Below are 20,081 nucleotides of genomic sequence, written 5' to 3' on the forward strand. Positions count from 1 at the left end.
AGGTTTCTTGGGAAACCCACTGACCGGCGGCATCCAGCACTCGGCGCGCCACGGGTACGTTCAGCGTGGCGTGCCAGTCCGTTTGTGTGGTGCGCTTATCGCCGGTAGTGTCGTTCGCCGCTTCGATGACTTCAGTGAGACGGCCGAAAGCATAGGTATATCGGGTCTGCACCCCATTCGCTTCCGTTCTTGTGAGTAATCGACCACGCCCATCGTAGGTACTGGTCACTGTCCCGGACGCGTCTTGGACACTTAAGGGCTTACGATAAGCGTCATTGCTATAAACATAACTACGGGTCTGTCCTGAAGCAGTATCGACTTCGGCACGGTTGGCCGCTTTATATCGCACATGGGTGGTTTCCACCGGCCCGGAAGGCCCATGCAGCACACTGGATTTAACCCTACCATAGCGGTCATAGCTGAAACTGGCGTAGCGACGACCGTTCTCGCTGGTGATGCCCGTCAGCAGTCCTTTGTCGCCATTAGGCGCCAGTTCCGTCTCGCCATAGTGGTAGCGCTTGATGTGACCGTTACCGTAGTCGACACCAATCAAGTTGAAATCATTATCATATTGATAGGATATGCGACGGCCATCCGGAAGCACCATTGCTTTTAGACGGGAGCCTTCATAACGGAAATGCAATATCCGACCCCGCCGATCAGTGACGGCAACAAGACGCTTTGCACTGGAAACACCCAGATAATCTTCATATGTCAACATGACATCCCTATCTGGCCGCCCCAAATTCCTAATTAGAAAAGGAAATCCTTGCGCATCAAAACTGGTGACATCCCCATTACCCTCCCGCAAAATAAAAGTGCCATCCCGCAATGGGGAAACAACTGCGCCACTGGAATTATCAGAAATCCAATCCTTACCGAAAGAAGAAAGCTTATAATAATAACCCTCATCGGATACAAGAATTTTATTTGTAAAATCCAAGCGCCTTGAAAAGCTATGCGCCCAGCCTATTGCAAAATAATCATCGGAACGAACTTGGCGTAGCGAATGGTAATAGCGAAAAAAATAACGGCCCGCAAATTCAAAATCGGGCTCCGCTCGTGATTTATCTCCATTATCCGGGTGACAGGGATTGGGATTGACAGGGCAGGACGCCATCTGTTTGAAACGGACCTGAATTGACGCAACCGTTATCGGCACACAGATCAAAGGAAAATTCTTTCTCCCATTCACCACATCAGGAACAAACCCCTCCGGACACTGGAATCCCTGCAGTGAAGATATGTCGATTCTTCCACTAGAAATCTTTCCATCCCCCCATGCTGGACACGTATAATTATAGAAAAGACCTCTATTTCCTCCACTTTGAATCATATGACCAACGGAAGAGTAAGACCCTCCGGGTTGCCGGATATAATCAAATGGCTGTGTCAACTCCCCTTCAAATCTCTCGTTAAAATGTGGGCACTGCGGATTTGATCGTTTCAATAAATCAAGAAACTTATATGCCCCTTCTACTTCATCCGCACAATAACCGCCATACTCCACCCCCCCCACCGCCTTGCACCCCAAAGAGCTACCCGCCCCACCAGCCGAGAATCCTTTAGGGTAATAATGAATAGGCGCTTGGTTTCCAGACCTATATTGATAGGACACGAAGCCTTGTGATAGGCCGTAAGAGTCCCGTGAAACCCTCCTAAGCTGCAAATAGCTCCCTCCAACCACCGAAGCACGCATCGCAGCCTCAGCTTCCACAAGCGTGGAATAACACTTCGAGCTGAAACAATAATCCAGCCCGGCGGGGTAGTCCTCGCTATCAACCCCCAAAGCGACGGAAACAAATAACATACTCACCAACAAGGCCATGGATAAAAATGAAATTAATTTCCATGCCCGCCCAAGATAAACCCGCCCCATGCACTTAAACATATTTCCCCCGAAGAGTTTTCCCGCATCAACCGCTCCAACGCCCCGCAGCACTCATAAAAACATGGCGCAGAGCATTTAAAACCACTCCCTTGCCATTCAAGCAACCTCGTCGAACAGCCCAACACTGACTATAGAGCCAATCACACGCCCCAATAACTCTAATATTTGACCGCAAATCCTGAGGTTTCAGCCAAAGAAACGCCGACCCACTCACCAGAAAATCTGGAATTAAATTTATCAGACCACCCCCGCAAATTCACTTTATATATGAATCAGAAATTAAACCGAGACCCCATGCAAGCGCTCAAACAGCTTTAATATTCCATACAAAAATCGTCTTTTTTATAAAGTAAATCTTCTTATTTACTAGAAACATATTTCTTAAAATCATCGCACTCCAGCCAAGCCCAGCTCTCGCCCCGACCATGCCCATACCCAATGGTAATCAAACAATGCAAACATCATTCTCGTTACATTTATAGAAGTCCAAGTTATTTCACCTCCACCTGGAACTAAAAGCATCGAATTAACCACCACAGCCAAGATTAAACAAAAATATCCTCAGAGTTATTTTTATCACTGAAAGATACCCTGCCCCGACGGCAACACACGGGAATGCCCCACCCGCCAAACGCCGGCATCGTCATTACTGGTTCGTGCTTATTGTCACTTCATCGCCTCCTTGCCCTATCACCCTCAAGCTAGGCTCCCGGCCCTTGCGAAGGCCGGCCCCGCAGCCGCTTTTGCTTTTGGCAAACACCCTTTGCCGCCGCCACTTCTAGCCCCATGACGCCGCGATGTCAACCCACTTGGGGTGGGCCATGACTTTATTACTTGCGCCACCGCGGGTCGAATGCGGCATGCGTGCGTCGCTTCGCCGCTGACGCCTCAGCGCTGGCAACGCGAACACCAGACGCTGGCGCGCTGGCCGATCCTCGTTTCTTTCAGCTTGGTTCCGCAGTGCTTGCACGGTTCGCCGCCACGGCCGTAGACCAGCAGTTCCTGCTCGAAGTAGCCGGGCAGGCCATCGGGGCTGATGAAATCGCGCAGCGTGGTGCCGCCGCGTTCGATGGCGTGGGCGAGGATGCGTCGGATCGCGCCGGCCAGACGCTGGTAACGCTCGCGCGAAACCTTGCCGGCCTCGCGCTGCGGGGCGATGCCGGCTTCGAACAGGGCCTCGGCGGCATAAATGTTGCCGACGCCGACCACCACCGATTGGTCCATCAGGAAGGTCTTGATCGATGCTTTGCGGCCACGCGAAAGCGCGAAGAGATAATCGCCATCGAAATCGCCGGCGAGTGGTTCCGGGCCGAGGTCGCGCAGCAACGCGTGGGTTTCGCCGGGCGGCTGCCAAAGCAGGCAGCCGAAGCGGCGCGGGTCGTTGAAGCGCAGCACGCGGCCGTCGTCCAGCGCGACATCGACGTGATCGTGCGCGCGAACCGGCACGTCGCCCGCCAGCACGCGCAGGCTACCGGACATGCCCAGGTGCCAGAGCGCGCTGCCGGCGGCGGTATCGAGCAGCAGGTATTTGGCGCGGCGGCGGATCGCCGCGATCCGCTGGCCGACCAGTCCGGGCGAAACCTCCGGTGGAATCGGCCAGCGCAGCGAGTCACGGCGCAGCACCAGCCCGGCCACACGCCGCCCGACGAGATGCGGCGCCAGGCCACGGCGGGTGGTTTCGACTTCGGGCAGTTCTGGCATCGGGGTCGCGGCCGGTGGAATGGATAAGGAGATGGGGACGAAGCCGCCCCGGGCAAACCCGTCCGGCGCTGAATGCCATACGGCGGCGTCGGGTGCGGTTTGCGGCCACCGGCCCCATGATGGCCGGACACCTTCCGCAACACGCGATCCCCCTCTCGATGCCCACTTCCCCGCTCGACTTCCTGGCCGGCGGCCTGACCCAGATCGGCTGGCTCGGCCTTGGCCTGTATTTTCTGATCGCCACCCAGCTGACGATCTTTTCGGTCACGCTCTATCTACACCGTTCCCTGGCGCACCGCGGGGTGGATTTCCACCCGGCCATCGCCCATTTCTTCCGCTTCTGGTCGTGGCTGACCACTTCGATGATCGCGCGCGAATGGGCGGCGATCCATCGCAAACACCATGCCAAATGCGAGACCGAGGAAGACCCGCACAGCCCGATGTTCAAGGGCATCGGCACGGTGTTCTGGCGCGGCGTCGAGCTTTACCGCGAGGCGCGCCTGGACCGCGCCAGCATCGACCAGTACGGCAAGGGCTGCCCGGACGACTGGATCGAGCGCCGGCTCTACACGCCGTGGGCGAATGCCGGCCCGGTTCTGCTGCTGGTCGCGCTGTTCGTGCTGTTCGGCTTCAAGGGCGTGGCGGCGTGGGCGTTGCAGATGGCGTGGATCCCGTTCTGGGCCGCCGGCGTCATCAACGGCCTGGGCCATTGGTGGGGTTATCGCAATTTCGAGACCTCGGACACCGCCACCAATATTTCGCCCTGGGGCGTATGGGTCGGCGGCGAGGAACTGCACAACAACCACCACGCCTTCCCCTCCTCGGCCAAGTTCGCGCTGCGCCGCTGGGAATTCGACATCGGCTGGGCGGCGATCAAGGGGTTCGAGGCGCTCGGCCTGGCGAAGGTGCTGCGGGTCGCGCCCTCGCTCGACGTGCGCCCGAACATCCCGATGCCGGACATGGAGACGATGAAGGCGCTGCTGGCGCACCGCTTCCAGGCGATGACCGATTTCCACCGCCGCGTGCTGAAGCCGGCGCTACGCGAGGAAAACGGCGGCATCGGCAAACTACCGCGCCGGCTGCGCAAGGGACTGGCCGACGATGGCCGCTGGCTGTCGCCGGAATCACGCGCGCAGATGCAGGCATGGGTCGCGCGCTCGCCACGGGTGCAGGCGCTGATCGAACACCGCCGGCGGCTGGCCGCGGTGCTGGAAGCGCGCTCGGTCAATGCCGGCGAATCGTTGCAGCGGCTACAGGATTGGTGTCGCGAGGCCGAGGCCAGCGGCATCGCCTCGCTGCAAGCCTTCGCGGCGCGGCTGCGCGGGTACTCGCTGCAAACCGCATGAAGCCCCCGGCGCGGCAACACGCGGGCTGGCTGCTGCCGCCACTGTCGCTCCTCCTGGCCCTGCCCGCCGCACAGGCGCGGCCGCCACAGGCCGCCGCCGATTACCTCCAACGCATGGACGCGGATGGCGATGGCCGGGTTTCGCTGGCCGAATACCTCGACTGGATGCGCTACGCCTTCGACGCCATGGACAGGAACCGCGACGGCGTGCTGAGCAGCGATGAACTGCCGGGCGGGCGCGGCAAGCCCGTCACCCGCGCCGGGCATCGCCAGTCGTTGGAAGCCGCTTTTCGCCGGCAGGACATCGACCGCGACGGCTTCCTCTCCGCCCGCGAACTGGCCGTGCCACCGCGCTGAGACGGGCGTTGCGCTCGCCGGCATTGGCGGTTGGCGGTTGGCGGTTGGCGGTTGGCGGTTGGCGGTTGGCGGTTGGCGGTTGGCGGTTGGCGGTCTGCGGTCTGCGGTCTGCGGTCTGCGGTCTGCGGTCTGCGGTCTGCGGTCTGCGGTCTGCGGTCTGCGGTCTGCGGTCTGCGGTCTGCGGTCTGCGGTCGAAAGCATCGGCCGGTCATCGATACCCTGTTGGCAACCATCGCCATGCCGGCATCCGGCAGACGGCCGCCGCCAGCCAGGAAACATCCTCACCCAAAAAAAAGCGCCGGCCAGAGGAAGGGCCGGCGCCACCCCAACCAGAGGAAACCTCAACCTCAGTGCGCCGAAGCCTTCGAAGCGCCCAGCCCGGTCTCCGAACGAATCTGCTGGGCCTTGTAGGCCGCGCGATCCTGCGCCGCGCGCGCGCTGCGGTCGGTGATCGAGAAGAACCAGATGCCGAGGAAGGCGAGCGTCATCGAAAACAGCGCCGGCGAGGTGTAGGGAAACAGTGCCGACCCCTTGGCATTGCCGAGTGTGGCTTCCCACACCGAAGGCGAGAGCACGGTCAACACCACCGCCGAGATCAGGCCGAGAAAGCCGCCAACCACCGCCCCGCGCGTGGTCGTACCCTTCCACAACACCGACAGCAGCAGCACCGGGAAGTTGGCCGAGGCCGCCACCGCAAACGCCAGCGACACCATGAAGGCGATGTTCTGCTTCTCGAAGGCGATGCCCAGCAGCACCGCCAGCACGCCCAGCGCCAATGTGGTGATGCGCGAGACCTTCAGCTCCGAACCCGGCGCGGCATTGCCGTGTTTGAACACGGTGGCGTAAAGATCATGGCTCACCGCCGAGGCGCCGGAGAGCGTGAGGCCGGCGACCACCGCCAGGATGGTGGCGAAGGCCACCGCCGAGATGAAGCCCAGAAACACGTCGCCGCCGACCGCCTTGGCCACCAGCACCGCGGCCATGTTCTTGGCCCCGTCGCCGCCGTGGATCACGCCCTTGGCGGTATCGGCGAACTCGGGATTGGTCAGCACCAGCGTGATCGCGCCGAAGCCGATGATGAAGATCAGTAGGTAGAAGTAGCCGATCCAGGTCGTCGCCCACAGCACCGACTTGCGCGCCTCCTTGGCGTCGGGCACGGTGAAGAAGCGCATCAGGATGTGCGGCAGGCCGGCGGTGCCGAACATCAGCGCCATGCCGAAGCTGATCGCCGAGATCGGGTCCTTGATGAAACCGCCCGGCCCCATGATCGCCTGCCCGGCCGCGCCAGGATCGGCCTCGCCCTTGGCGCCGGCGATGTCGGTCTTCACCTTGACCGCGTCGGCGAAGAGCGATTCGAAGCTGAAACCGTACTTCGCCATGATCATGATCGCCATGAAGGTGACGCCCGAGAGCAGCAGCACCGCCTTGATGATCTGCACCCAGGTGGTGGCGGTCATGCCACCGAACAGCACGTAGACCATCATCAGCGCGCCGACGATCACCACCGCCATCCAGTAATCCAGGCCGAACAGCAGCTTGATCAACGAACCCGCGCCGACCATCTGCGCAATCAGGTAGAACGCCACCACCACCAGCGTGCCGCTGGCGGCGAACGTGCGGATCGGGCCTTGCCTGAAGCGATAACCGGCGACATCGGCGAACGTGAACTTGCCCAGGTTGCGCAGGCGCTCGGCTAGGAGGAAGGTGAGGATCGGCCAGCCGACCAGGAAGCCGGTGGCGTAGATCAGGCCGTCGAAGCCATCGCCCATCACCGCCGCGGTGATGCCGAGAAACGACGCCGCCGACATGTAATCGCCCGCGATGGCGAGGCCGTTCTGGAAGCCGGTGATGCCGCCGCCGGCGGTGTAGAAATCCGCCGCCGATCTGGTGCGGCTGGCCGCCCATTTGGTGATCCACAGCGTACCGACCACGAACGCCGCGAACATGCTGATCGCGATCCAGTTGGTCTGCTGCTTGACGGTCTCGCCGACGTCCGGCGCCGCCAGCGCGCCCGCGCTGACGAACAGCAACGCGGCCAACGGTAGGGTGCGGGCGAAGCGGCTCATTGGCGCGACTCCTGCAACAACTCGGCATTCAGCCGGTCGAACTCGCGGTTGGCGCGGAACACGTAGATCGCGGTCAGCGCCACGGTCAGCACGATCACCCCCATCGCCACCGGAATGCCCAACGTGGTGACGCCCTCGCCGATCCGCCGCCCCAGCAACTCCCTGTCGAAAGCGATCAGGCCGATGAAGCCGTAATAGGCCAGCAGCATCAGCACGGTGAGCGTCCAGCCCAGCGCATTGCGTTTCCGCCGCAACGCCTGGTACTTGGGATTGGCCTCGATGCGGGCCATCATCGGGTCGAGCGGTGCGGACATGCGGACTCTCCGGGGAGCGGTGGAAGAAGGGCGCCGGACACGGCCGGCGCCCGCGGATCAGAAGCTGTACTTCACGCTGGTCTGGACGCGCTTGATGTCACCGGATTGGCCGTTCTCCAGGGTGCGCTCGCCCCAGCCGATCTCGGCGCCGAGGTCGAGTTTCGGGAGCGGCGACCAGATCAGGTTGGCATGTACCGATTGCGTATCACGGGTGATGCCGAACCCGGTCAGGTCGGTGTCGTTGTCGAAACGCGCGGCCGAATACATCAGGTTGCCGCGCCAGCGGGCGTTGAAGGCGTGACGCCAGGAGACATAGCCGCCAACGCCGGTCAGCGGCTTGAGATTGCCGAGCGCATCGGTCATCACGTCCGGCGCGGTGCCGAAGGCGAGATAGCGGCCGATGCCCCTGCCGGCGTTGAGCGAATAACGGATGTCGTCGCGCTCGCCCAGGTTGAACTTACCCGACGCATGGACCGACAACCCGCGCGCGGTATCGGCCGGCACCCTGTATTCGCGCAACATCGTGGCGAACGAAAAATGTCCCCAGTCGCCCTTGGTCTGCCAGCGCGCGGTCACGTCCGGCGACAGGGTGTCTCCGCTGTTATAGCGGCCATCCCCCGCGCGGTAAGACAACACCGTGGTTTGCGGGTTCTCCAGCGAAAACGACCAGCCACCCCGGGTGTAACGCAACTGCGCCTGGCGCGCGAAGATGAGGCCATCGGTGACGCCGGCGAAGTCCACCGATTCGGGGAACGCGGCGGCATCCATGAAGTTCGACCAGGTCTGGCCGGCCAACCATTCGTTCCAGCTCACGTAGGCGTGGCGCAGCGTCGCCCCATGGGTGTTGGTCGAGATTTCGTTGCCCAGCTTGTCGCTGCCGCCGCCGTAGAAATCCAGCTCGACGTGGGCCTTGATCTTGTCGCCGTCCTCGGTGAGGTGATCGGCGCTGAGCCAGACGCGCGAGAACTGCGCGCCGAAATCGGTATAGGCATCGCCGCCGGTGCCGCCGACCGGGATCGCGGCGGGCAGATGGAACATTCGCCCGGCGCCGCCATCGGCGATCCTGCCCCCGCTGGTATCCGTGACCATGGCATCGAACTTGATGAAGCCGCCATAGGTGAAACGCGTGCCGGGCTGAGTGGCCGGCACGACGGCGCCGGACTGAGTGGCCGGCGGGGTTTCCCGCGCCGCCGGCGTCTCGGCGACCCGCTGCCCGGCCAGGCCAGCCTGAGGCGCGCTCCGCTGCTGTTGCGCGGCAAGCTCGGCGACGATCTTCTCCAACTGGGCGATGCGCGCCTCCAGCGCCTTTTCCCTGTCGCTCCGCGTCTGCGCCAGCGCCATGCCCGGCGCGGCCAACGCGATGGTGACGGCCAATCCGAGCAAATGCTTTTGGTTCATTGTCTTCATGTGGTTTCCTCGATGTTCCCCTGTCCACGGAACATTGAACGCCGCCGAGACTCCACGCATTGATACAACCCGCCTATTCCCCATTGGTCGAAGCTGCAATGCAGCATCGACCATCGTCTAACGCCAACGCCACACGCATGGAGGCAGACTCCCCCGGAGCCAACCGACCGGAATCCCATGTCATGAGCCGACCCGCCGACAGCATCCACGCACCCGCCAATTTCGCCGCCAACGCCAACATGCGGCACCGCGACTACGTGCGCGAATACGCCGAGTCGGTGGACAACCCCGACGCGTTCTGGGGCCGCATCGGCGAACGCATCGAATGGATGAAGAAGCCGACCATCATCCGCAACGTCAGCTACGCGCTCGAAGACTTCCGCATCCGCTGGTACGAGGACGGCGAACTCAACGTCAGCGTCAACTGCCTCGACCGCCACCTGCGCGAACATGGCGAGAAAACCGCCATCCTGTTCGAACCGGACGACCCGACCACCCCGGCGCGGAAAATCAGCTACCGCGACCTCTACCTGCAAGTCTGCCAACTGGCCAACGCACTGCGCGGCCTGGGCGTGAAGAAGGGCGATCGCGTCACCCTCTACCTGCCGATGATTCCCGAGGCCGCCGTGGCGATGCTGGCCTGCGCGCGCATCGGCGCGGTGCATACCATCGTGTTCGGCGGCTTCGCGCCGCACTCCATCGCCGACCGCATCGCCGACAGCCAGAGCAAGGTGGTGATCACCGCCGACGAGGGCCGCCGCGGCGGTCGCACGGTACCACTGAAAGCGAACGTCGACGCCGCGCTCAAACTGCCCGGCACCGAATCGGTGGAGAAAGTCATCGTGTTCCGCCACACCGATGGCGCGGTCGATTTCGACACCCGCCGCGACATCTGGTGGCACCACGCGCTCAAGAACCAGCCGATCAAATGCGAACCCGAGCGCATGAACGCCGAAGACCCGCTGTTCATCCTCTACACCTCCGGCTCCACCGGTAAACCCAAGGGCGTGCTGCACACCACCGGCGGCTATCTGGTCTACGCCAGCTACACCCACGAGATGGTCTTCGACCTCAAGCCCGACGACATCTACTGGTGCACCGCGGACGTGGGCTGGATCACCGGCCACAGCTACATCGTTTACGGCCCGCTGGCCAACGGCGCCACCAGCGTGATGTTCGAAGGCGTACCGAGCTGGCCCAACGCCTCGCGCTTCTGGGAAGTGGTGGACAAGCACCAGGTGACGATCTTCTACACCGCGCCCACCGCGATCCGAGCATTGATGCGCGAAGGCGACCATGCCGTCAGGCGCACCTCGCGCGCCAGCCTGCGCCTGCTCGGCAGCGTTGGCGAACCGATCAACCCCGAAGCCTGGCGCTGGTACCACCAGGTGGTGGGCGAGGAACGCTGCCCGATCGTCGATACCTGGTGGCAGACCGAAACCGGCGGCGTGCTGATCTCCCCGCTCCCCGGCGCCACCGACCTCAAACCCGGCTCCGCCACCCTGCCCCTACCCGGCGTGCAACCGGCGCTGGTCGACGCCAACGGCCAATTCCTCGAAGGCGCGGTGGACGGCAACCTGGTCATCAAGGATTCCTGGCCGGGCCAGATGCGCACCGTCTACGGCGACCACCAGCGCTTCATCGATACCTATTTCAAGACCTATCCCGGCCTCTACTTCACCTCCGACGGCTGCCGCCGCGACGAGGACGGCTATTACTGGATCACCGGCCGCGTCGATGACGTCATCAACGTCAGCGGCCACCGCATCGGCACCGCGGAGCTGGAAAGCGCCCTGGTCGCCCACCCCAAAGTGGCCGAAGCCGCCGTGGTCGCCTTCCCCCACGACATCAAGGGCCAAGGCGTCTATGCCTACGTGACGCTGAACGAAGGCGAGGAGCCGAGCGAAGCGTTGAAAAAAGAACTGAACGCCCAGGTACGCAAGGAAATCGGCCCGATCGCCAGCCTCGACCACCTGCAATGGGCGCCCAGCCTGCCGAAGACCCGCAGCGGAAAAATCATGCGCCGCATCCTGCGCAAGATCGCCGAGGATCAACCCGACCAACTGGGCGACACCAGCACCCTGGCCGACCCCGCCGTGGTCGACGCACTGGTCCGCGAACGCATGCACGCCGGACGGAACTGACCCCGCGTGGGCGGGCCCTCCGGCCCGCCCGCCGATCAGCGCCGAATTTTCAGGCATGATCGAGGCATGTCCATGATTCTGATCGCCGACGATCACCCCCTGTTCCGGGAAGCCCTGCGCGGCGCGATCAGCCGCATCCTGCCCGAAAACGAAATCCGCGAGGCCGAGGACGCCGATGGTCTGTACGCCATGGTCGAAGCCGCGCCGGATGCCGACCTGCTGCTGCTCGACCTCAACATGCCGGGCGTACAGGGCCTGTCCGCGCTGGTGCACCTGCGCGCGCAGCACCCGCAATTACCGGTGGTGATGGTGTCCGCCCGCGAGGAACCCGCCGTGATGCGCCGCGCCCTCGACCATGGCGCGATGGGCTTCATCCCCAAATCCGCCGATTCCACCGTGATCGGCCAGGCCCTGTTGCAGATGCTCGATGGCGAACGCTGGGCGCCCGATGCCGCGCTGCACGAACCCCGCGCCGCCAACGACGACGAGCGCGAAATCGCGCGCCGCATCAGCGAACTCACGCCGCAACAATTCCGCGTACTGCAAATGCTTTCCACCGGGCTGTTGAATAAACAGATCGCCTGGGAACTGGGCGTCTCCGAAGCCACCATCAAAGCCCACATGACCGCCATCCTCAGGAAACTCGGCGCCAACAACCGCACCCAGGCCGTACTGATCGCCGGCAAACTGGCGGTGGACCCGAACAGCGTGGAAGCGCCCCCGGAAGACATCGAATGACCCGGCCGCGGCCGGCGGCATTTTCGTATTCATGACCGGCCGGCCGCGCGCGGGCCAGATTGCAGGCATTTACACGGCCGAATATGTCATGCGCCCAATCCCCCTCCTGCCACTCGTCGTCGTCGCCCTGACCATCGCCGCCTGCCAACGCCACGAACGCGTGCCGATGCCCGATATCCGCATCAACCCGCAACCGCAGGAAAAATACGAAATCACCATGCGCGTCGTCGGCGCACCAAGACCTTTCGAGAAAGTCATCGGCACCGCGCAGTACGATATTCCCGATCATGACGATGCCTGCATTCCCACCGACTACACCATCGCACCACTGAGCGGCATCAAGAACAGACCAAGCAAAGACATGCCGGTGGAATGGCACAAGGTTTCGGACACCGAGTACCGTACCGAGGTCTATCTGGATGCCCTGCTGGACGAGGACTATTACGGCTTGGGGACTTGCCGGTGGTATCTGACTGCTGTACGTGCAAAGCTGATTTCCGAACCTGCTATTTTCGTCACTTCAATCGTGAACAAACTACTACTGTCAGGACAAGAAGGTGTGACCTTCGCCAACAAGGAATTTTTCAATTCCCCTCCCCCTTCTTTCGGCTTTTATTCCATGCTGAAGCCCGGCAAATACCAGCCGGGTGACGGTCAATTCCAGATCAACTTCACTGCCCGCAAGGTGATGCCATGAGCCGCCCACTGACCAGCCACGACTATGCTGCACTGGCTTACGATAGCTATACAGATCGGGTAGCCGACCCACAAAAAGAAATTGACATCGAGGGCCGTGATTACCGAATCCTCGCCACCGCCAGCCATCTCAACGGCTATCAGGGCACGCTGTATCACGACGTTGAAAGCAATACCGTCGTCGTCGCCCACCGCGGCTCCGAACTCGACACCTCACTCAAATTCGCCCAGGACTGGGGTTTCACCAATGCCCAGATGGTCCTCCGCCGGGTCAACCCGCAGATAGCATCCGCCGATGCCCTGACCCGCGAGGCGCTGGAATGGTCCAAACGATTGGCCGGCCCGGATGGCCAGCCCGCCACCGTCACCACCACCGGCCACTCCATGGGCGGCACCCACACCCAGGTCATGGCCTATCGCTACGGCCTGTACGGCGAGACCTTCAACGCCTTCGGCGCCAACAGTCTGGCGCTGCGCGTGCCCGCCGACCCGCAGGCCAACGTCATCAACCACGTGCGCGCCACCGACATGGTCAGCGCCCTCAGCCACCATTACGGCGAGGTGCGCGGCTATGCCATCCGCAAGGACGTGCAGGATCTGCTGGCCGACGGCGAGGACCCGCGCATCCAGGGCGTGGCCGGATTCCTCCATGACGCCAAGCAGGTGGGCCTCGCCCCGCACGACATTCAGCAGTTCTACCGGCAGAACCCGGTGTCCGGCGCGCCATTACTGTCGCAGGAAAACGCCGCGCGCTTCGAACAGAACCGCGGCATGTTCCAGGCTTTCCGCCACGACCTTTATCAAACGCGCGCCATGCTGGGCAACGGCATGGACCTCAAGCGCGAGTTCGAGAACGCCATGGAGCACCGCCTGCCGGGCGATCCCGCGCGTCTGCCCAAGCCGCCGCAGGAATGGGATGCCGGTTTCCCCGAGCTGTTCAAGCGCGAGGCCATGCGCTACCACTTGCGGCAGCGCGAGAGCCTGGAACTGCTGATCGACGGCATCCGCTCCACTCCGGGCCGGGTCATGGATTGGGGCGGGGAAAAGATGCAGCAACTGGAAGAAAACGTCCGGCGGGAATTGGGGGTGCCGCTTTCCTCGCTCGACACCCCGCAGGCCGCACCGCCGCCGCCGCGCCTGGACGACCCCGGCCACCCGCGCCACGCCATGTACCTGGGCGCGCTGGCGGGCATGTTGGAGATTGACGAGAAGCACCAACGCGCGCCGGACGGCCGCACCCTCCAGGCCGCCGCCGCATTGGCCACCGCGGCCACCGCCAACGGCCTGAAGCAGATCGACCACATTCTGTTGAGCAGGGATGGGACGAACCTGATCGCGATGGAGGGCGAGCCCGGCAACCCGACACGGCGCATGGCGACATTGCCCACCCTGGCCGCGCTGGATCAACCGATGGACGAGAGCCTGGCGCAGATTGCGCAATCGGAGCGGGCGCAGGCCAGCCAACAACTGGCCGAGCAGCAGAATCAACAACAACAGCAGCAGCAACGCGGCCTTGTGATGGGGTGAGCGGCCCGGGCCGCCTCAACGCCCCGCCAAAAATTCCGCCGCCACCGCCGCCACGGCCGCCGGCGTTTCCATATGCAGGTGGTGGGTGCCGGGCATGACGAACATTTCGCCCCTCGGCAGACAGGCCGCATAGCGGCGGCGCACGTCGTCGGGCAGGTAGGGCTGGGCGGGGTCGGCGAACACCACCCGGGCCGGGCATTCGATTCCGGCCACCAGCACCTCGATCTGTTCGTCCACCGGGCGGATGAACGTCGGCACCATCAACCGCTGGTCGCTCGACCAGACAAAGCCCCCCTCGCATTCGCGGATACCGCGCTCGACGATCAAACGCGCCACCGGCGCGCTCATTTGATTGGCCCGCATCCGCGCCTGGATCGCCTCCTCGACACGCTCGAACACGCGCAGCGGCTTTTCGCGCAGCATGCGGCTGGCCCGCACCGACTCGCGCAGGCGCTCAGCGGTGTGTTCGGCGTGGTCGGACAGCCCGCCCAGCGCCTCGATGCAGACCAGCTTCTCGATGCGCTCCGGCACCGATGCGGCGACCAGGCTGGCGATCCCCGCCCCCATCGAATGCCCAAGCAGACCGAAGCGCGACCAGCCCAGCGCATCGGCCACATCCAATACGTGGTGGACGGCCAGTTCGAAAGTGTAGTTCGCGCCCGCCGGCAGATGCACGCTGCGGCCGTGGCCGGGCAAATCGATGGCGACGAGTTCGACGTCATCGAGATATTCGGCCAGCGGCGCGAAGCTCGCGGCATTGTCCAACCAGCCGTGCAGGGCGAGCACGCGCGGCCGGCCGGCCGCCCCGCCACGCAGACCGGCGACGCGCCCGAGCGGGATATCGATGGATGTTTCTTGAAGACGCATGGAAATAGGATTCAACTCTCGACCTCAGCCGATTTTGGCACAGCCACGTGCTTTGATTCCGCATTGCCCACGCCGCGGGACGGCCCCGCGAGGGAGGGGTCAGGGCCTTTTCTTCGACAGGGCGCTGGCGATCCCCACCCCGACGAGAAACGAAACGATCGTCCCCGCCATGCTGAAGAAGGCGGAAACGGAAAACAACCAAACGTTGACGAATGCGCCAACCACGTTTTCACTCACGCCGCTCATGACGAGCGGAATCGAGAATATATAGACGTATATGGCTGAGATCAGCCCCGAATAGTAGGAAACCGTCAACACCGGCAGCGATAAGGCCACCACCGCGGCAAACGCGCCTTTCCGGTTGCCGGGGGTATCGGCGCTCGCGAACTGTCTTTTGAGCAAGATCGATGCCAGTTTGTACCCGAGCGGCAAGCCGGCCACCATGCCGGCCACGGGCGCATATTCCAGGATCAGAGACTGTATATCCACGCTGGGTACGACGATTGGCCCGTTTCGATCCTCGGCCCGCCCGACGCCACCGTCAAGCGTGATTTTCGGAGGTGTCGGAAACCGAACGACCCGGAATTCCTCCAGCCCGGACGATTTCCGCCAGCGCCTCGGCATGCGCGGAGCTGTCGTTGAGGCAGGCGACGTAGCGGAACTCCCCGCCGCCCGCCGCGCGGAAGGCATCGGCGTTCTGCATCGCGATTTCCTCCAACGTTTCCAGGCAATCAACCGAGAAACCGGGGCAGACGACGTCGAGCCGGCGCACGCCCTCGCGGCCGAGCCGCTCCACCGTGGCCAGTGTGTACGGCTGCAACCAGCGCTCACGGCCGAAGCGCGACTGGTAGGTCAGCACGATCTCCTCGCGGCCGAGGCCGAGCGCGGCGGCGATCGCCCGCGTGCCGGCCTCGCACTGCGCGGCATACGGGTCGCCGCCCTTCACCAGCCGCTCGGGAATGCCGTGGAAGGACAGCAGCAGTTTCTCGCCGCGGCCATACGCGGCCCAGTGCGCGCGGATCGAACCGGCGACGGCGGCCACCCAGCCGGGATCGTCGTGATAATCGCGGACGGTTTCGATGCGGGCGCCGGGCAGGCGCGCGCGCGCGGCGTCGACCACGTCCTCGACCGAGGCGGTGGTGGTGGTCGAATACTGCGGATACAGCGGCAACACGGTGATGTCGCGGATGCCCTCGCCATGCAGTTTCTCGATTGCCGCGCCCAACGCCGGCTGGCCGTAGCGCATCGCCGGCAGCACCTTCCAGCCCGGCATCCGCGCCGCCACCGCCGCGGCAAGACGGGTGGTATGGGCCAACAGCGGCGAGCCTTCGTCCATCCATATCTCGGCGTACTTCTCCGCCACCACCGGGCTGCGCCGCGGCAGGATGACGAAATCCAGCAGCGGCTTCCACAGCAGCGGCGGAATCTGCACCACGCGCCGGTCGGTGAGGAATTCGCGCAGGTAGGCGCGTACCGCATCGGTGCTGGGCGCGGCGGGCGTGCCGAGGTTGGCGAGGACGAGACCGCGCATGGCGGCAACTGGCGAGGGCGCTGGCATAGGACGACAAGGATACCGTCGGTCCCCGCGCGTCGGGCCGATGTTCATCTGCGGGCCGACATCGCGCATTCGGCTGCGACTATCCTGCGACAGTTCCCCGCTACGGATATCGCCATGCGCCGCCTTGCCGCCCTTGCCCTCGCCACCACACTCGCCACCCCGTCCGCCTTCGCCGGCGAGGCCGAGGACGCGCGCGCCAAGGACGCGGTGCGGGTGTTGAACGAAAGCCTGGCGATCCCCGAATCGGCCATCCCCGACAAGCTGTTCGACGAGGCGCGCGGCATCGTCATCGTGCCCGACACCATCAAGGCCGGGTTGGTGCTCGGCGGCCGCCGCGGCCTGGGGCTGATGTCGGTGAAGACCGCCGACGGCAGTTGGTCGAACCCGGTGTTCGTCAAGCTCGTCGGCGGCAGCATCGGCTTCCAGGCCGGCGTGCAGTCGTCCGACGTGGTGCTGGTGATCCGCAACGATCGCGGAGTGGAAAACATCGTCAACGGCAAATTCACCCTCGGCGCCGACGCCGCCGTGGCCGCCGGCCCGGTCGGGCGCAACGCCGCCGCCGCCACCGACGGCCAGTTCAAGGCCGAGATATGGTCGTGGTCGCGCTCGCGCGGGCTGTTTGCCGGGGTGGCGCTGGATGGCGCCGTGCTGAGGATCGACAACGCCGCCAACCAGCTCGTCTACGGCGAAGGCGCGACACCGCGCATGATCTTCGAAAACCGCGCGCCGCGCGCCGCCGATCCCGCCGTGGTGGCGATGCGCGACGCCCTGGAGGAAGCCACCGCCACCGCCCGCGCCCGCCGCCACGAGCCGGAAGAAAGGCCGGTCCACGCACCGGTGGCACAGCCGGCCACGCCCACGGCCCCGGCCAGCGCGCCTGCCGCCAACCCGCCACCGGCCCAGCCGCCACAGCCCGCGCAGAACAGCCAGGTCAAGACCACGCCGCTCACCGACGGCGGCTGAGACCGGCGCGCCGATCCCATCGGTCACCTGCGTTATCCTTCGCTCTCCCGTTTCCGCCCGGACTCCCTGCCATGCTTGGTTGGCGCGAACTACTCATCCTGCTGGTCATCGTCCTGCTGGTCTTCGGCGCCAAGCGCCTGCGCAACATCGGCGAAGACCTCGGCGGCGCGGTCAAGGGCTTCAAAAAAGGCATGGCCGAGCCGGAAGACCCGAAGCAGCTTGGTGACGGTCGCGACAACGAGACGAAGACCGCGCCGCGCCGCGAGGACAGCACGCCGCCGCGCGACGCCTGAACCGGCGCGTCCGGGCGTGAACCGCGGCCATGTTTGAAATCAGCTTTCCCGAACTCGTCATCCTGGCGGTGATCGCCCTCCTGGTGCTCGGCCCCGAACGCTTGCCGAAGGCGGCGCGCTTCGCCGGGCTGTGGGTACGCCGCGCCCGCGCGCACTGGCATTCGGTGAAGAGCGAATTCGAACGCGAACTGGCCGACGAGGAACTGCGCCACAACCTGGAAGCCACCCGCAAGGCGCTGGCCGAAGCGGAAAACGAACTGCGTCAGAGCGCATCGAACATCGAACAGATCGCGCGCGAAGCCGCCGCCCCGGCTGCCGCGGCCCCGGTCAGCGAGCCGGCCGCGCCGCCTTCCGCCCTGGCTGCCGACGCCGCCCGCCGCGACGATCCCGCCCGATGAACGACGCCAGCGCCACCGCCGGCTGGCTCTCGCACCTGGTCGAGCTACGCGCGCGGCTGGTCAAGGTGGCGGTCACGGTGATCGTGCTGTTCGCCGCGCTGGCGGTATTCAGCGGCGAGCTTTACACCCTGCTGGCCGAACCGATGGTGGCCGCCCTACCGGCGGGCAGCCAGATGATCGCCACCGATCCCCTCACGCCGTTCTCCACCCCGCTGCGGCTGGCGCTCTACCTGGCCCTGCTGCTGGCCGCGCCGGTACTGCTCTACCAGGGCTGGGCCTTCGTCGCGCCGGGACTCTATCGCCACGAAAAACGGCTGGCGGCGCCGCTCCTGGCCTCCTCCATGCTGCTGTTCTACGCCGGCTGCGCCTTCGCCTATTTCGTGCTGCTGCCGGCGATGTTCAAGTTCCTCGCCATGGCCCGGCCCGAAAGCGTGACGATGATGCCGGACATCGCCCGCTACCTCGATTTCGTCGCGGTGATCGCCCTGGCCTCGGGCTTCAGCTTCGAGGTGCCGGTGGCGATCACCATCCTGGTGCTGCTGGGCTGGGTGACGCCGACGCAACTGCGCACGGCGCGCGGCTACGCGCTGATCGCCATCGCCGTCATCGCCATGATCATCACCCCCGGCGACGGCGTGTCGATGATCCTGATGATGATCCCGATGTACCTGCTGTACGAAGCCGGCATTCTGGCCGCCGCGGCGGTCGCACCGAAACCGGCCACGCCGCCCGATGCGCCCACCGACTCCGCCCGCTGACGCGCCCGCCGCCGGCCTGTGGCCGCGCACGGTGGCCTGGCTGGTCGATGCACTCCTGCTGGCGGCACTGGCCGCGATGGCGTCCGCCGCATTGCCCGGCGCCCGCTGGCCGGCGCTGGTCGCCGCATGGCGGGCGCTTGGCGCGACCATGGGCCGGACAATGCTCACGATGTTCGAGCACGGCGGCGACCCGCCGAACATCCCGCTGGCGATGCTGGCCGCCAACGGCCCGCTGCGCCCCGCCATCGCCGAGGTGGCCGCCGCCCTGCACCACGCGCTTGCGCCGCCGCTGCTGCTATTGCTCGGCCTGGCCCTGCTCTACTGGCCGTTCGGCGAATCCGGCTCGGCCCAGGCGACGCCGGGCAAACGGCTCGTCGGCCTGCGCGTGACCGACGCCCATGGCCGGCGGCTCGGCCCCGTGCAGGCGTTGAAGCGCCACCTCGCCGGCGGCCTGTCCTGGCTCAGCCTCAACATCGGCCACCTGCTCGCCGCGCAAGGGCCGGAACACCTGGCCCTGCACGACCGCCTTGCCGACACCCGGGTGCGATGGCGCGATGGCGCGGCGCGGAAAACCCCGGCCTGGGGCTGGCTGCTGGTCGTCGCGGCGATGCTGCTACCGCCGCTGCTGGCGGCACAAGCCATGCTCGCCTTGGCGCGGGCAATGAACGCCGCGATGGGGCTGTAGCGCCCCCGCCCGAGCTGTACGGCGCGCTGCTGGCCGTCGTGGCGATGCCGCCGCCGCTGCTGGCGGCACAAGCCATGCTCGCCTTGGCGCGGGCAATGAACGTCGCGATGGGGCTGTAGCGCCCCCGCCCGAGCTGTACGGCGCGCTGCTGGCCGTCGTGGCGATGCCGCCGCCGCTGCTGGCGGCACAAGCCATGCTCGCCTTGGCGCGGGCAACGAACGCCGCGATGGGGCTATACGGCGCGCTGCTGGCCGTCGCGGCGATGCTACTACCGCCGCTGCTGGCGGCACGCGCCATGCTCACCTTGGCGCGGGCAATGAACGTCGCGATGGGGCTGTAGCGCCTCCCGCCCGGGCTGCTCGGCGCGAGGGTT

General features: G+C 64.7%; 19 protein-coding genes and 1 pseudogene. 12 read left to right on the plus strand and 8 right to left on the minus strand.

Going from position 1 to position 20,081, the window contains the following annotated elements; genetic code table 11:
- Positions 1–1,942: pseudogene (locus EBB59_RS13535) on the minus strand (RHS repeat protein); the annotation flags it as partial.
- A gap of 837 nt (positions 1,943–2,779) precedes the next feature.
- On the minus strand, positions 2,780–3,592 hold the full coding sequence (gene mutM / locus EBB59_RS12020; protein ID WP_122102396.1) for a bifunctional DNA-formamidopyrimidine glycosylase/DNA-(apurinic or apyrimidinic site) lyase: 813 nt from the start codon (positions 3,590–3,592) through the stop codon (positions 2,780–2,782).
- A gap of 158 nt (positions 3,593–3,750) precedes the next feature.
- Between mutM and EBB59_RS12025 the strand changes: the two genes are divergently transcribed.
- Both EBB59_RS12025 and EBB59_RS12030 read left to right on the plus strand, forming a co-directional pair.
- A complete protein-coding gene (locus EBB59_RS12025) occupies positions 3,751–4,938 on the plus strand; it encodes a DesA family fatty acid desaturase (RefSeq protein WP_122102429.1) in 1,188 nt (395 codons plus the stop codon).
- On the plus strand, positions 4,935–5,294 hold the full coding sequence (locus EBB59_RS12030) for an EF-hand domain-containing protein (protein WP_122102397.1): 360 nt from the start codon (positions 4,935–4,937) through the stop codon (positions 5,292–5,294). The genes EBB59_RS12025 and EBB59_RS12030 overlap by 4 nt, the downstream gene beginning before the upstream one ends.
- Positions 5,295–5,641: 347 nt before the next feature.
- On the opposite strand, the gene EBB59_RS12035 is transcribed toward EBB59_RS12030, so the two are convergent.
- Genes EBB59_RS12035 through EBB59_RS12045 form a run of 3 tightly spaced genes read right to left on the minus strand, consistent with a single transcriptional unit; the run spans position 5,642 to position 9,081 of the window.
- Entirely contained in the window at positions 5,642–7,360 is a 1,719-nt protein-coding gene (locus EBB59_RS12035; protein ID WP_122102398.1) for a cation acetate symporter, read from the minus strand.
- Complete coding sequence (locus EBB59_RS12040; RefSeq protein WP_122102399.1) at positions 7,357–7,674, minus strand: DUF485 domain-containing protein; 318 nt, start codon at positions 7,672–7,674, stop codon at positions 7,357–7,359. The genes EBB59_RS12035 and EBB59_RS12040 overlap by 4 nt, the downstream gene beginning before the upstream one ends.
- Before the next feature lie 57 nt (positions 7,675–7,731).
- The gene (locus tag EBB59_RS12045; protein ID WP_245979302.1) at positions 7,732–9,081 is read right to left on the minus strand and encodes a DcaP family trimeric outer membrane transporter; all 1,350 of its coding nucleotides are present in this window, start codon (positions 9,079–9,081) and stop codon (positions 7,732–7,734) included.
- Positions 9,082–9,263: 182 nt separating this feature from the next.
- Here EBB59_RS12045 and acs point away from each other — a divergent pair, with 182 nt between their 5' ends.
- The 4 genes from acs to EBB59_RS12065 all read left to right on the plus strand — a co-directional run bounded on the left by acs (position 9,264) and on the right by EBB59_RS12065 (position 14,186).
- Positions 9,264–11,225: an acetate--CoA ligase gene (acs, locus tag EBB59_RS12050; RefSeq protein WP_122102401.1), complete on the plus strand. Its 1,962-nt coding sequence runs from the start codon at positions 9,264–9,266 to the stop codon at positions 11,223–11,225.
- 66 nt (positions 11,226–11,291) lie between these two features.
- Positions 11,292–11,963, plus strand: a complete 672-nt coding sequence (locus EBB59_RS12055) for a response regulator transcription factor (RefSeq protein ID WP_122102402.1) — start codon at positions 11,292–11,294, stop codon at positions 11,961–11,963.
- Positions 11,964–11,994: 31 nt separating this feature from the next.
- Positions 11,995–12,660 (plus strand): hypothetical protein, encoded by a 666-nt coding sequence (locus EBB59_RS12060; RefSeq protein ID WP_122102403.1) that lies wholly within the window; start codon positions 11,995–11,997, stop codon positions 12,658–12,660.
- A complete protein-coding gene (locus EBB59_RS12065) occupies positions 12,657–14,186 on the plus strand; it encodes an XVIPCD domain-containing protein (RefSeq protein ID WP_122102404.1) in 1,530 nt (509 codons plus the stop codon). Before EBB59_RS12060 ends, EBB59_RS12065 begins: the two co-directional genes overlap by 4 nt.
- A gap of 15 nt (positions 14,187–14,201) precedes the next feature.
- Here the strand turns inward: EBB59_RS12065 and EBB59_RS12070 are convergent, their stop codons facing one another.
- The 3 genes from EBB59_RS12070 to hemH all read right to left on the minus strand — a co-directional run bounded on the left by EBB59_RS12070 (position 14,202) and on the right by hemH (position 16,584).
- Entirely contained in the window at positions 14,202–15,053 is an 852-nt protein-coding gene (locus tag EBB59_RS12070; protein WP_122102405.1) for an alpha/beta fold hydrolase, read from the minus strand.
- Between the two features lie 99 nt (positions 15,054–15,152).
- On the minus strand, positions 15,153–15,506 hold the full coding sequence (locus EBB59_RS12075; protein WP_158601799.1) for a hypothetical protein: 354 nt from the start codon (positions 15,504–15,506) through the stop codon (positions 15,153–15,155).
- A gap of 88 nt (positions 15,507–15,594) precedes the next feature.
- Positions 15,595–16,584: a ferrochelatase gene (gene hemH, locus EBB59_RS12080; protein WP_122102407.1), complete on the minus strand. Its 990-nt coding sequence runs from the start codon at positions 16,582–16,584 to the stop codon at positions 15,595–15,597.
- Positions 16,585–16,725: 141 nt separating this feature from the next.
- On the opposite strand from hemH, the gene EBB59_RS12085 reads away from it, so the two are divergent.
- From EBB59_RS12085 to EBB59_RS13910, 6 genes are all read left to right on the plus strand, one after another.
- Positions 16,726–17,574, plus strand: coding sequence for a lipid-binding SYLF domain-containing protein (locus EBB59_RS12085; RefSeq protein WP_122102408.1), 849 nt, complete (start codon positions 16,726–16,728; stop codon positions 17,572–17,574).
- Positions 17,575–17,645: 71 nt separating this feature from the next.
- Positions 17,646–17,867, plus strand: a complete 222-nt coding sequence (gene tatA, locus EBB59_RS12090; protein WP_122102409.1) for a twin-arginine translocase TatA/TatE family subunit — start codon at positions 17,646–17,648, stop codon at positions 17,865–17,867.
- Positions 17,868–17,896: 29 nt separating this feature from the next.
- The gene (gene tatB / locus EBB59_RS12095; RefSeq protein WP_122102410.1) at positions 17,897–18,265 is read left to right on the plus strand and encodes a Sec-independent protein translocase protein TatB; all 369 of its coding nucleotides are present in this window, start codon (positions 17,897–17,899) and stop codon (positions 18,263–18,265) included.
- The gene (gene tatC / locus EBB59_RS12100) at positions 18,262–19,023 is read left to right on the plus strand and encodes a twin-arginine translocase subunit TatC (RefSeq protein WP_122102411.1); all 762 of its coding nucleotides are present in this window, start codon (positions 18,262–18,264) and stop codon (positions 19,021–19,023) included. Before tatB ends, tatC begins: the two co-directional genes overlap by 4 nt.
- Entirely contained in the window at positions 18,998–19,708 is a 711-nt protein-coding gene (locus tag EBB59_RS12105; RefSeq protein ID WP_122102412.1) for an RDD family protein, read from the plus strand. The genes tatC and EBB59_RS12105 overlap by 26 nt, the downstream gene beginning before the upstream one ends.
- A gap of 163 nt (positions 19,709–19,871) precedes the next feature.
- Complete coding sequence (locus tag EBB59_RS13910) at positions 19,872–20,048, plus strand: hypothetical protein (protein WP_158601800.1); 177 nt, start codon at positions 19,872–19,874, stop codon at positions 20,046–20,048.
- Positions 20,049–20,081 lie beyond the last annotated feature (33 nt).

This window comes from Solilutibacter pythonis (assembly GCF_003697345.1).
Lineage (GTDB): Bacteria > Pseudomonadota > Gammaproteobacteria > Xanthomonadales > Xanthomonadaceae > Solilutibacter > Solilutibacter pythonis.